The organism is Vibrio sp. 10N.222.49.C12 (genome assembly GCF_041475025.1).
GTDB classification, from domain to species: domain Bacteria; phylum Pseudomonadota; class Gammaproteobacteria; order Enterobacterales; family Vibrionaceae; genus Vibrio; species Vibrio crassostreae_C.
Map to the genome: position 1 here is coordinate 54,616 of NZ_JBFRVF010000022.1, position 12,340 is coordinate 66,955.

At 45.0% G+C, this 12,340-nt stretch carries 15 protein-coding genes; 5 read left to right on the top strand and 10 right to left on the bottom strand.

All coding sequences use genetic code 11. The features are described 5' to 3' along the window. The first annotated feature begins 223 nt into the window (after window positions 1–223). Window positions 224–1,186: a 6-phosphofructokinase gene (gene pfkA / locus AB4583_RS07610; RefSeq protein ID WP_017061160.1), complete on the top strand. Its 963-nt coding sequence runs from the start codon at window positions 224–226 to the stop codon at window positions 1,184–1,186. Between the two features lie 149 nt (window positions 1,187–1,335). Here pfkA and tpiA read toward each other — a convergent pair whose 3' ends face one another. Beyond that, window positions 1,336–2,106, bottom strand: coding sequence for a triose-phosphate isomerase (gene tpiA / locus AB4583_RS07615; RefSeq protein WP_017061158.1), 771 nt, complete (start codon window positions 2,104–2,106; stop codon window positions 1,336–1,338). 249 nt (window positions 2,107–2,355) lie between these two features. Here tpiA and AB4583_RS07620 point away from each other — a divergent pair, with 249 nt between their 5' ends. Continuing rightward, window positions 2,356–2,703 (top strand): 5-carboxymethyl-2-hydroxymuconate Delta-isomerase, encoded by a 348-nt coding sequence (locus AB4583_RS07620; RefSeq protein ID WP_017061157.1) that lies wholly within the window; start codon window positions 2,356–2,358, stop codon window positions 2,701–2,703. A 45-nt stretch (window positions 2,704–2,748) separates the two neighbouring features. After that, window positions 2,749–3,177 carry a DUF805 domain-containing protein gene (locus AB4583_RS07625; protein ID WP_017061156.1) on the top strand — a complete coding sequence of 143 codons (429 nt, stop codon included), beginning with the start codon at window positions 2,749–2,751 and terminating at the stop codon, window positions 3,175–3,177. Window positions 3,178–3,238: 61 nt separating this feature from the next. On the opposite strand, the gene AB4583_RS07630 is transcribed toward AB4583_RS07625, so the two are convergent. The 3 genes from AB4583_RS07630 to glpX all read right to left on the bottom strand — a co-directional run bounded on the left by AB4583_RS07630 (window position 3,239) and on the right by glpX (window position 5,535). Further along, window positions 3,239–3,586 carry a DUF3135 domain-containing protein gene (locus AB4583_RS07630; protein WP_017061155.1) on the bottom strand — a complete coding sequence of 116 codons (348 nt, stop codon included), beginning with the start codon at window positions 3,584–3,586 and terminating at the stop codon, window positions 3,239–3,241. 122 nt (window positions 3,587–3,708) lie between these two features. Further along, window positions 3,709–4,329: a metalloregulator ArsR/SmtB family transcription factor gene (locus AB4583_RS07635; protein ID WP_017063674.1), complete on the bottom strand. Its 621-nt coding sequence runs from the start codon at window positions 4,327–4,329 to the stop codon at window positions 3,709–3,711. A 198-nt stretch (window positions 4,330–4,527) separates the two neighbouring features. Continuing rightward, window positions 4,528–5,535: a class II fructose-bisphosphatase gene (gene glpX, locus AB4583_RS07640; protein WP_372116950.1), complete on the bottom strand. Its 1,008-nt coding sequence runs from the start codon at window positions 5,533–5,535 to the stop codon at window positions 4,528–4,530. A gap of 324 nt (window positions 5,536–5,859) precedes the next feature. Between glpX and zapB the strand changes: the two genes are divergently transcribed. After that, window positions 5,860–6,102: a cell division protein ZapB gene (gene zapB, locus AB4583_RS07645; protein ID WP_008219652.1), complete on the top strand. Its 243-nt coding sequence runs from the start codon at window positions 5,860–5,862 to the stop codon at window positions 6,100–6,102. A gap of 97 nt (window positions 6,103–6,199) precedes the next feature. Here the strand turns inward: zapB and rraA are convergent, their stop codons facing one another. The 4 genes from rraA to hslV form a co-directional block, all read right to left on the bottom strand. Continuing rightward, window positions 6,200–6,718 (bottom strand): ribonuclease E activity regulator RraA, encoded by a 519-nt coding sequence (gene rraA / locus AB4583_RS07650; protein ID WP_017061152.1) that lies wholly within the window; start codon window positions 6,716–6,718, stop codon window positions 6,200–6,202. Window positions 6,719–6,791: 73 nt separating this feature from the next. After that, entirely contained in the window at window positions 6,792–7,709 is a 918-nt protein-coding gene (locus AB4583_RS07655; RefSeq protein ID WP_372116953.1) for a 1,4-dihydroxy-2-naphthoate polyprenyltransferase, read from the bottom strand. A 155-nt stretch (window positions 7,710–7,864) separates the two neighbouring features. Next, window positions 7,865–9,205: an HslU--HslV peptidase ATPase subunit gene (gene hslU, locus AB4583_RS07660; RefSeq protein WP_017061150.1), complete on the bottom strand. Its 1,341-nt coding sequence runs from the start codon at window positions 9,203–9,205 to the stop codon at window positions 7,865–7,867. A 58-nt stretch (window positions 9,206–9,263) separates the two neighbouring features. After that, a complete protein-coding gene (gene hslV / locus AB4583_RS07665) occupies window positions 9,264–9,812 on the bottom strand; it encodes an ATP-dependent protease subunit HslV (RefSeq protein WP_004729692.1) in 549 nt (182 codons plus the stop codon). Window positions 9,813–10,110: 298 nt separating this feature from the next. Here hslV and AB4583_RS07670 point away from each other — a divergent pair, with 298 nt between their 5' ends. Next, the gene (locus AB4583_RS07670) at window positions 10,111–10,371 is read left to right on the top strand and encodes a hypothetical protein (protein WP_017061149.1); all 261 of its coding nucleotides are present in this window, start codon (window positions 10,111–10,113) and stop codon (window positions 10,369–10,371) included. Between the two features lie 108 nt (window positions 10,372–10,479). Here AB4583_RS07670 and AB4583_RS07675 read toward each other — a convergent pair whose 3' ends face one another. Both AB4583_RS07675 and cytR read right to left on the bottom strand, forming a co-directional pair. Further along, complete coding sequence (locus AB4583_RS07675; RefSeq protein WP_017061148.1) at window positions 10,480–11,019, bottom strand: SPOR domain-containing protein; 540 nt, start codon at window positions 11,017–11,019, stop codon at window positions 10,480–10,482. A 122-nt stretch (window positions 11,020–11,141) separates the two neighbouring features. Next, on the bottom strand, window positions 11,142–12,146 hold the full coding sequence (gene cytR, locus AB4583_RS07680) for a DNA-binding transcriptional regulator CytR (protein ID WP_017061147.1): 1,005 nt from the start codon (window positions 12,144–12,146) through the stop codon (window positions 11,142–11,144). Window positions 12,147–12,340: the final 194 nt, after the last annotated feature.

The following is a 12,340-nucleotide window of genomic DNA, read 5'->3' on the forward strand; positions in this document are numbered from 1 at the left end:
TTAGTAACAATTAATGTTGATTCTGATGTGAATCAACAAAGTTATTGAGTAAAACTGTAATACTCTTACAGAAGTAGAAATGTTACATAATTTTACGCGATTTGAGTGCTATTCCTGTTGAGGAAATGTAACATAACGCACAAATATAGATTTAAAATCTTGTTGATATACAATCAGCAAGAACAAGAATTGAATAATAGATTCCCAAAAATCGAGGGTGAGCATGATTAAGAAGATCGGTGTTTTGACCAGTGGTGGTGACGCTCCAGGTATGAACGCAGCAGTTCGCGGCGTTGTTCGTACTGCGTTATCAGTTGGCATTGAAGTTTACGGTATTTACGATGGCTACCAAGGCCTTGTTGAAGACCGTATCGAAAAGCTTGACCGTTCAAGCGTATCTGACGTGATCAACCGTGGTGGTACTTTCTTAGGTTCTGCACGTTTCCCTGAATTTAAAGACGTTGCTGTTCGTGAGAAAGGCATTGAGAACCTTAAGAAGCACGGTATCGAAGCACTTGTTGTTATCGGTGGTGACGGTTCTTACATGGGTGCTAAGAAGCTGACTGAAATGGGTTACCCATGTATCGGTCTTCCAGGCACAATCGATAACGATATCGCGGGTACTGACTACACAATCGGTTACCTAACAGCGCTTAACACTGTTATTGATTCAATTGACCGTCTACGTGACACGTCTTCTTCTCACCAACGTATTTCTATTGTTGAAATCATGGGCCGTCACTGTGGTGATCTTACGCTTATGTCAGCAATCGCGGGTGGTTGTGAGTACATCATTACTCCAGAGACTGGCCTAGATAAAGAACAGCTTATCAGCAACATCCAAGATGGCATTGCGAAAGGTAAGAAGCACGCAATCATCGCTCTAACTGAGCTAATGATGGATGCTAACGAACTGGCTAAAGAGATTGAATCTTCAACAGGTCGTGAAACTCGTGCAACGGTTCTTGGTCACATCCAACGTGGTGGTCGTCCTACTGCATTTGACCGTGTATTGGCTTCTCGCATGGGTAACTACGCTGTTCACCTTCTTCAAGAAGGTCACGGTGGTCGTTGTGTGGGTATCGAGAAAGAAGAACTTGTTCACCACGACATCATCGATTGTATCGAGAACATGCAGAATCCAGACCGTTCTGAGCTGTTCCGCGTTGCAGAAGAGTTGTTCTAAGCCACGCTTAGCGTTCTCTTAAAGAATTTAAAAACCGCTGATTATTCAGCGGTTTTTTTGTGCCCGCCGTTTGGGTTTCAGAAACGACAGGTACTAAAAAAGGCCAACCTAAGTTGACCTTTCATCTAATCTAAACGGTGATGTTTAAATTAAGCTTTTGCTTCAGCTGCTGCTTTAGCGATAGCTGCGAAGCTTTTCGCGTCTAGAGCTGCGCCGCCAACTAGAGCACCGTCGATGTCTGGTTGTGCGAAGTAAGCTGCTGCGTTTTCTGGCTTAACAGAACCGCCGTATTGGATAACAACTTTCTTAGCAACTTCTTCAGATTTCTCTGCGATGTGTGCACGGATTTGAGCGTGGATGCGTTGTGCATCTTCAGCTGTAGCTGCTTTACCAGTACCGATAGCCCAGATTGGTTCGTAAGCGATGATAGCGCCTTCAAGAGCTTCAACACCTTGAGTGTTGATAACAGCGTCAAGTTGACGAGCACATACTGCAACAGTTTCGCCTGCTTCGTTTTGTGCTTCAGATTCACCGATACAAAGAACTGGAGTTAGGCCGTTCTCTTTTAGGAATGCGAATTTCTTAGCTACGAACTCATCTGATTCGTTGTGGTATTCACGACGCTCAGAGTGACCGATGATGATGTGAGATGCGCCGAACTCTTTAAGCATTGCTGGAGACATGTCGCCAGTGAATGCACCGCTGTTGTTTAGGTCAGAGTTTTGAGCACCTAGGATGATCGCGCTGCCCGCTTCAGTAAGCGTACGCTCTGCTAGATCAACGAAAAGTGCTGGTGGAGCAACTGCTACGTCTACGCCTGTTACGCCTTCAAGTTCAGCGTTAAGACCGTTTAGTAGATCAACAACCATTTCTTTGCTGCCGTTTAGTTTCCAGTTACCCATAACTACAGGATGACGCATAGGAATATCTCCAAAGTATTTAAATAAATCGAATGTAAAAAAGTAAACTTTATTACGAAATAATATAACAGATTAATATCAACAGATCATGACTGTGGTCATGACTTTCTTGGATCTTACTCAATGGTCAGAGTAGATTTTGAGCATATATCAGTGATCCGGCAGACAGAATAATAGCTAACTTCTCGGATTTTTCATCGTTAGTTGTTATTAAGGGACAAACGATTGCGTTAACAACAGGAAGTAACAATGCCGAATCTAGTTCTAGAGTACTCCAATTCAGTGGATGAGCGAGTAAATATCCAAGGCTTACTGGAAGATCTCCACCAAGTCGCTCTCACATGTGGCTTGTTTGATGTGCCATCAGTGAAATCTCGTTCACTGCGTTGCCATAATTGGTTGGTCGGTGATGAGGAAGATAGTGTAGACTTTATTCATATCAGCTTTGAGTTACTTTCGGGACGAACGGAAGAGCAAAAGCGAGAATTGTCACGATCGTTAATGCAGATCCTGCAAGAACAAGCGAGTCATGTAAGAAGCTTAACGGTGAATATTCGTGATATGGATAAAAGTTGCTTTCAAAAAGTAATAAACTAACCATTGCTGCTGACTTTTAGCGGCGTATAAATTTGAGTATTTAAGATGTCGATGAAAGAATTACTGCTCTCTTTCAAGGGGAGAATTGGTCGTAAGACTTACTGGATTTGGAATGTTTTCTACTACATAGCGATTACCGGTTTTGCTTCAGGTATCTCTGTGTTGTTCCCTGCTTACTCTTATATCCTGCTACCAATCATCCTATTGATGCTTGTGATCCCAGACCTTGCGGTAACCGCTAAGCGCTGGCACGACCGCAATAAGTCTAATTACTGGCTACTATTGAATGTGCCATTAGTATTGGGTCGTTTAGCTTCGCCAATGGTTGCAACGACGACAGAGCCGGTATCGCCAATTCATATGGCGGCAACCGTCGCGGCATTAGTGTGTGGTTTCTGGATTCTGATTGAGTGTGGTTTGTTGAAAGGTACAGAAGGCCGTAATGACTACGGCGAAGACCCATGTGAATATTGAACAGCGAACCAATAAGAAGGGGGCATTACGCTCCCTTTTTCTTTTTAGTGCTTTGCTAATTTCAGTACATTTTAGGTTCGGTATTCGGCTTAAAAGGCACGACATTTTCAGGCAGAGATTCTTCAAAGCCGCAGCGCCCTTCGAGTGCATCTTGGAACTTACAGACCTGACAGCGCAGCTCTTGCATGAGTACGACATTGGCGTGGTGTGGGTTTTTACAACGGCTAACCACTAAGTCGATGTGACTTTGCTGCGCACGAAGTCGGTCTTGCATCACGTCTGAAGCCGAACAAATCATCTGTTCGCACATCTCGTGTTTGAATTGATTGAATGCTTTCGGGTCGCTTTTCGCGAGTTGGACAAGTTCATCAAAGGGTGGCAGTTTTTGAGCGGGTTGTGGATGCGCCATCATTCCTTCCTTAGCATTAAGCGTGTTTCATATGCTCTAAGCTTAAGAAAGAAATCTGTACAAATTTTAATCTATTTGTATTTTCTCAATATTGAGACGGTATTAGCCGATTACCTTTGCAATCAAAGGGCGGGTGTTAAGGTGTAAGTGCAGCGTCGTTCGCCAGCAATGATGTGCTCTGTACGGCTCACGTGACACTCATCTTTTAGTAACTCAGTAAACACGTTGAGCTCAGATTGGCACAGGCTAGGGCAGCGAGTTGCAGCCTTACAGATAGGGCAGTGGTTCTCAATCAAGATGTAGTGATCATCATGCTCTTGAAGCTCAGCCATGTAGCCTTCGTCTTCACGAAGCTGGGTGAGTTTTTTAAGCTTGCTGATGAGTGAATCACAGCCAGACAGCGCAGTTTGATACTGCTTAAGAGTGTGTTGTTCACGCTCGGCAGCAACCTTAGCCAGCCCTTCTTTACCAAATAGATTCTCGACAGCATCAATCACTTGAATGGTGAGTTCACCATGTCGGTCTGAAAATTGGTTATGACCTTGTTGAGTCAGGGACCAGTGGCGAGTCGGGCGACCCACTTTCACTTTCACATCATGAAACGCAAGAATACCGTCATCTTCCAGGCTTTGCAGATGTTGCCTTGCCCCCATTGTCGTCATGCCAAATTCTTCTGACAGTTGTTTCGCGGTTACCGCGCCTTGACGCTTAATGGTCTGTAAGATTCTGTCGCTTGTTTTCATACTATCCCTACCTAATGAACCTTACTATTATGAGGCAAGGTGTTTATAAAGCAAACCATTTACTATATTGATGATAATTTACTCTATAGATAGCGTTTTACTCTATTGGCTGCCATGGTCAGATTCTGGTGCGCTAATAAAACAAAAGGCTGATACTAGGTATCAGCCTTGGAATATTCTGTTTCACCGAATTTAGGCTTACAGGATATGACCTACTACTTCTGGATCTTTACGCTCTAGGTAGTGGATAGATTTGATGCGGCGAATTGTACGGCAGCGGCCACGGATAAGCAGGGTTTCTGTGGTTGCGATATTACCTTGACGAGAAATACCTTCTAGCAAGTCACCCTTAGTGATGCCTGTTGCTGAGAATACAACGTTGTCGCTGCGTGCCATGTCTTCCATCTTCAATACGATACCCGCCGTTACGCCCATTTCTGCGCAGCGCTCAAGTTCAAGTTCACCGTGCTTGCGGTTCTCTTCTGTGTCGCCTTTCACTTCGTGGCGAGGTAGAAGACGACCGTGCATGTCGCCGTCGAGTGCGCGAATTACCGCAGCCGAGACCACACCTTCAGGTGCGCCGCCGATGCAGTACATGACGTCTACTTCACTGTCTGGCATACAGGTTAAGATAGAAGCCGCAACATCACCGTCTGGCACAGCAAATACACGAACTCCCATTGTTTGCATGTCGGCGATGACTTGATCATGACGAGGCTTAGCAAGCGTGGTTACGACTAGAGTATCAAGTGTTTTACCTAGTGCTTTAGCGATGTTTTCTAGGTTTTCTGTTAGTGGCAGTTCTAGGTCAATCACGCCTTTAGCGCCAGGGCCAACAACCAACTTTTCCATGTACATATCAGGCGCTTTAAGGAAGCTGCCTTTTTCGCCCGCAGCCAATACAGCCAATGCATTTGATTGGCCCATTGCTGTCATGCGTGTCCCTTCAATTGGGTCAACTGCGATGTCGACAGCGTCGCCGCCCACACCTACGTTTTCGCCGATGTATAGCATAGGTGCATCATCGATTTCACCTTCGCCGATAACAATCTCACCGCTAATTTCGGTTTTGTTTAATAGGCTACGCATTACTTCTACAGCAGCGCCATCTGCAGCGTTTTTATCGCCACGGCCAAGCCACTTGTAACCAGCTAGTGCTGCACCTTCTGTGACACGAGAGAATGACATTGCTAAATCGCGTTTCATGCGGACTCCAAAATTTTCAAAGGGGGAATAGAAATTTCGCGGCGAATTTTACCATATCCAAAAGGAAACGTTTGCCTTTTTGTTTTTTGGAGATTGCTCTCGATCAATTCGCAGTGGAAAACAGTTATTATTCATCAAAATAATCGGTTTGCCGTTGTGGCGGTAATCGTTCACGTCAATATTCGGTAAAAAGTGCTGTTTTTTTCATCGAATGGCGCAAAATATCGAATATATTGAGTGTTTATCCTTGCTCTGCTGAGTAGAATGGGGAAATAAGTGGAGTGAACCTTCACCATCAAACGGATAACTTAAAGGTAGGCCAGAATGTCTTTTGAAGTACTAGAGCAGCTAGAAGCAAAAATTCAAACAGCAGTAGATACAATTGCACTTCTTCAAATGGAAGTGGAAGAGCTTAAAGAAGAGAAACAAGCACTAGCAACAGAAGCTGGTGAGCTTAAAGCAAGCCGTCACGAGCTAGAGCAAAAAACTCAGCAAATGCAGGAAGAGCATTCAGCATGGCAAGATCGCATCCGTAACCTTCTTGGTAAAATGGATGAAGTAGAGTAATCGACTCTTCAGATTTAAAAAAACGCCCGCTACTCAGTAGCGGGCGTTTTTGTTTGTGTTCTTATGATTTGTTTTATTATTTGAAGCTGAGTGAGAGTTACTCGACGTCTTCTTCCTCGACATCCAAATCGAGTTCTACATCTAGAGGTTCGGCAGAAAGAATGATGCCAGTGTTGTCTGCGTAGAGGTAATCTTCAGGTAAGAAGGTCACGCTGCCAAAGTTCACTGGAACGTCTAATTCACCGACACCTTCTTGGCTCGCACCAACAGGGATAGAAGCCAAGGCTTGGATACCTAGGTTCATGTCTTCAAGCTCATCGACTTCACGAACGCACCCGTAAACCACAATCCCTTCCCACTCATTGTCTTCGGCAAGTAGGGCTATCTCAGCATCGATCAGCGCTTTACGTAGTGAGCCGCCCCCATCGATTAACAACACACGCCCCAGACCGTCTTGCTCTAGTACAGAGCGAATCAAAGCGTTGTCTTCAAAACACTTTAATGTCGTGATCTGTCCTGCGAAGGATGCACGTCCACCGAAGTTGCTGAACATTGGCTCCACGACATCAACTTGATCCAAATATATGTCGCACAGTGCTGAAGTGTTGTATTCCATTAGTATACCTTTTGAACAATGAGCTTACTTTGAGTATATCGGCGCTTGATCCCTTTGCAATGATTAGTCTCATTTAACTCAATAGAGTTTGAGCTACGACAACCCCTGCAAACAATAGGTTAGTGACCAGTGAGCATTTCACAATCACGGGCATCATTGGTGCAATTTGCGCTGGCTTTTCGGTTTCCCAAACGGCTTTGCCATGCTTGTAAACAATAATAATGCTCAGCAAAAACGGCAGGCTGATCCAGACCGGTTTTTCTTGAATAAGCAGGTAGATAGCGAAAGACGCAAGGGCGAGGCCAAGCAGAGCAAAATGATAGTGTTTGGCTTTGCGTTGTCCTAGGCGAACCGCCATGGTGCGCTTACCACATTCGCTGTCGTTTTCGATATCACGCATGTTGTTGATATTGAGTACCGCAACCGCCATCAAGCCACAGCCCAATGCCGGAAGTAATAGGCTTGGTTCAACATGGCCAGTGTGCAAGAAGTAAGTCCCTGAAACACCTAATAAACCGAAGAAGATAAATACCGATAAGTCGCCAAGGCCAATATAGCCATAAGGCTTATTACCGACGGTATAAGCGATGGCAGCAACAATGGCTAATATGCCTAACGCAATGAAAGATAAGATACTTTCAATCGAGGTTAAGGCATGAAAAATAAGAATCAGCCCAGCGACCATAGTAAACACGATGTTGAGGATGATCGCTTGCTTCATGGTTTTCGCTGTTACCGCGCCAGATTGCATGGCACGTGTTGGCCCCAGACGATTTTCGTTGTCTGTGCCTTTTACGGCGTCGCCATAGTCATTGGCTAGGTTCGATAAAATCTGTAATAGGGTGGCGGTTAAAAATGCCAGTAGGGCTATCGATAAAGAAAACTGACCACCGGCGAACGCTAAACTACTTCCTGTAAGAATAGAGACAAGTGCGAGAGGCAGAGTTTTTGGTCGTGCGGCATCAAGCCAGATCAGTAGAGATTGTTTCATCGTAGGTCTAATTCTTTGTAAGTCTTCGTTTCATACTGTGATTTGAGTATACGCCCATTTTTCGGGTAATAAAAAGCCCACTCGAAAGTGGGCCTTGAATTCGCTTATTAGCTGCTATTTCTTTGAGATAGAGCAATAAGTTAGAGTTTGGTGTGCTACAGGATGAAGCGGCTTAGGTCTTCGTCTTCAACGAATTCGCCAAGTTTCGATGTTACGTAAGCTTCATCAATCACTAGCTTGCTGCCAGCTTTGTCTGTTGCTTCGAATGAAATCTCATCCATTAGACGCTCCATCACTGTGTGTAGACGACGCGCACCGATGTTCTCAGTGGTTTCGTTTACGCGCCATGCTGCGTCCGCAATCTGGTTGATGCCATCTTCAGTGAACTCAATGTTGACATCTTCTGTTTTCATTAGGGCAATGTATTGCTCTGTTAGAGATGCTTTTGGCTCAGTTAGGATGCGTTTGAAGTCATGTGCTGATAGTGCTTCAAGTTCTACGCGGATTGGTAGACGACCTTGTAGCTCAGGGATCAGGTCAGATGGCTTAGCCACTTGGAATGCGCCTGATGTGATAAACAAGATGTGGTCAGTTTTAACCATACCGTGCTTGGTTGATACTGTGCTGCCTTCGATAAGAGGCAGTAGGTCACGCTGAACACCTTCGCGAGATACATCTGGGCCTGAACTGTCGCCACGCTTACAGATTTTGTCGATCTCATCGATGAATACGATGCCGTTGTTTTCAGCGTTGAAGATCGCGTTCTCTTTCAGCTCTTCTTGGTTCACAAGCTTCGCAGCTTCTTCTTCCGTCAGTGCTTTGAATGCGTCTTTGATTTTCATCTTACGCTTTTTCTTGGTGTCGCCCGCTAGGTTTTGGAACATGCCTTGCAGCTGGTTTGTCATCTCTTCCATGCCTGGAGGTGACATGATTTCAACGCCCATTTGCGGTGCGGCTACATCAACTTCAATCTCTTTGTCATCTAGCTTACCTTCACGCAGTTTTTTGCGGAAAATCTGACGAGTGTTTGAAGAGGTTGTGTCTTCAGTTGATTGCTCGTTCTGACCCCAAGCATCACGCGCTGGTGGTAGAAGCGCATCAAGAATGCGTTCTTCAGCTTGTTCTTCAGCGCGGTATTGTACTTTTTCCATCGCTTGTTGGTGCGTCATCTTGATCGCAACGTCCGTTAGATCACGGATGATGGTTTCAACTTCTTTACCAACGTAACCCACTTCGGTGAACTTAGTCGCTTCTACCTTGATGAAAGGCGCGTTTGCTAATTTCGCTAGGCGGCGAGCGATTTCAGTTTTACCTACACCCGTTGGGCCAATCATCAGGATGTTTTTTGGTGATACTTCAACACGTAGGCTTTCTTCAAGCTGCATACGGCGCCAGCGGTTACGAAGAGCGATAGCCACTGAGCGCTTAGCGTTGTCTTGGCCGATAATGTGGCGATTGAGTTCGTGAACAATTTCGCGAGGAGTCATCTCAGACATGCTTTTTCCTTAATTCTTTAATCACTGTTGAATACAACGTTATTGATGGAAGCGGTCGTTACTCTGGCTTTGGCAGCTCAACGGTGCTTTCTAGTTCTTCAATAGTGTGGTGATGGTTGGTGAAGACACAGATGTCGCCTGCAATGTTCAGCGACTTTTCTGCGATTTCACGCGCATCTAAATCAGTATTTTCTAATAGTGCAGTAGCGGCTGCTTGAGCGAAGTTTCCGCCCGAACCGATCGCAATCAGGTCGTTCTCAGGTTGAACTACGTCACCGTTACCTGTGATGATCAGTGAAGCGGTCTCATCCGCTACTGCTAACAGTGCTTCTAACTTACGTAGAGCACGGTCGCTACGCCAATCCTTCGCTAGCTCAACTGCCGCTTTGGTGAGATGGCCTTGGTGCATTTGCAGCTTGCTTTCAAATTTTTCGAATAGCGTGAAAGCATCAGCCGTACCGCCAGCAAAACCGGCCAGTACTTTGTTGTTGTATAGGCGACGTACTTTACGGGCGTTGCCCTTCATTACTGTATTGCCCAGAGATACTTGTCCATCACCCGCGATGACGACTTTATTATTACGACGTACAGATACAATGGTAGTCACGAGTCGACCTCTTTTGATTATTATTTATGGTTACTACTTATATGTGGCTCCACTATCATGAATTCAAGTGCCACTTTTAATGGTATGTCATATCAAAAAAACTAAATGTTACCAGTTATTTCAAATATCCATTACCTGTTGAGCCTATGTGTGGCAAGGGTTGGTGGGTTAATAGTTTGTGATAAATATAAAAAAAGATAAAACAAATTTCTAACGTGAAATGGTTAACACTTTTTGTTTGATTTATAAGGAATGATGTTCACTAATCAGTGGTATTCACTGCATAAGGAGTAGTGTGATGAATAGTGACAATATCAGTTTTTTTAATAGAGATATGGATCTGGATGAGCTGTCTATACTGCATCATCTGATGTATCAGGAGGCGGGCGAGTGTTCAACAGAACATCTAAAAAACTCGGTTAACGTTTTTCTTAAACGTCCATTTCCTAACGTTTTAGCGCACTTGGATTTTTTTGGTTACATCGAGATAAATAAGGAGCAGGTCTACCTGACTGACTTTGGGCTTGAGTACTACGAACAAGTACCTCAGTTTCGTTAAAACGCACTCTTTTGATTAACATACTGGTATTGCTTGTGCGATGAACTATTGAACGCTTTCAAACAGCAATAGGGGGAATCCTCTTCCCCCTATTATATATTGAGTTGATTAAGACCCGTCTTTCCAAATAGCGCAAGGTTCAATTTTCGCTCGTTGCAGCTTATGGCGATCGCGTTCTGCGTCACGCTTCAACTTGTATGGCCCTAAAACCACACGGTACCAGCTACTGCCATCTTTCTTGCGGATCTCACTTGAGATACCTTGGAAGGCAATATCCAACTTACGTGCTTCTGCCTGCGACGAGGTTTTGTAAGCGCCACACTGCATGATGTAAGGGATCTTAGAGATCTGTTGCTCTTTGGCTTTTACTTCAATCTCGCGGCTTGGCAGCGTTTCAACGTAGTCCCACTTCTCTTCAGGAGGCGGCGGAATCACTTTCGCTGGTTTTGGCTTAGGTTTTGGTTTGGTTGCCACAGGCGTTGGTGCAGGCGGCTCAGGATCATTACTCAATAGGTAAAGTCCGTAACCAAAACCACCGGCAAGGAGGATCGCCAAAAGACCACTGCGCCAAGGTTTACGGCGAGGGGCTTGTTTTTTGGTCGGTTTTTTCGTGCCACGACCGCGCTTTACATAATCTCTATTAGCCACAAGACAATTCAATAGTTGCTGATTCTGCCCTCATGGTAATCCAGATTGCGCGAGGATAATAGTGCAGAAATGGAAGCGGCACATCAAAATGTGCCGCAGATTTATAAGGGTATTTCTAAGGGTTATATTCGAGGTGGCGCTGTACTGCCTCGCACCACTAATTTAGCTTCAAGCAGACGCGAACCTGCTTGCACATCGTTGCCTTTTAATAGATCAAGCATCATCAACATCGCTTGGCGTCCAATCTCATAACGAGGCTGAGAAATGGTGGTTAGCGGTGGATCGCAGTATTGAGCGAATTGGATGTCATCGAAGCCGACAATCGATAGGTCTTGAGGAACGCGCAAGCCCAGCTTCTTCGTTTCTTGAATCGCACCAATCGCCATCGCATCGTTGTGACAGAAGATAGCTGTAGGTTGTTCAGGAAGTGCCAGTAATTGACGAACCGCTTGAGCGCCCGCTTCAAAGGTGAAGTCACCGACCGTGCTATAGGCTGGATTCATTGAGACTCCGGCGCGACGCAGCGCTTGCTGGTAGCCTTGTTGGCGGAACTTACACAGTGTTGCCGATACTGGTCCTGAAATTTGAGCAATACGCTTATGACCTAACTGAGCTAGGTAGTTCACCGCTTCAAAGGCAGAGGTCAGGTTATCGATGTGTACCGTAGGCAGTTCAAGCTCAGGGGCAAACTCACACGCCATTACCATCGGCGGTAAATTCTTTTGTTCAGGTTTGCTGACATCAAACGGATGGTCAGTACCCAGCAGCAACATGCCGTCGGCTTGTTTGGTGAAAACTAAGTTAACAAACGAAGACTCGCGCTTCTTTTGCTGGCCGCTATCACCCAGTAGAACAAGGTAATCATTTTCTACTGCGGCATCTTCGATACCACGAATGATCTCGGCGAAATAAGGGTCACAGATATCAGGAACAATAGTGATGATGGTTTTTGATTCGTTGCGACGTAAGTTTCTAGCTAATGTATTGGGTGAGTATCCAGCTTCAAGTACTGCTGTTTCCACTCGTTTGCGAGTCGAAACTGAGACTTTCTCAGGGTTCATCAATGCACGTGATACCGTGGCTGTTGAGACGCCTGCTAGCTGGGCAACATCCTTCATTGTCGCCATAAATTAAACCCTCTTTTAAGTTCCTTTGCCGCCTAAGCATCTAAGGCGTGAATAATAAATGTAATCGAATAGATATTATGAAAGTGTTGCTAACACTTTTTTTATTGCAATATTTTATTCGTTTAATCCGTGTAAAGTTACGGCTAGATTAACAAAAATCACATGACTAGTGTGAAGTTGCTCACGATAAATAT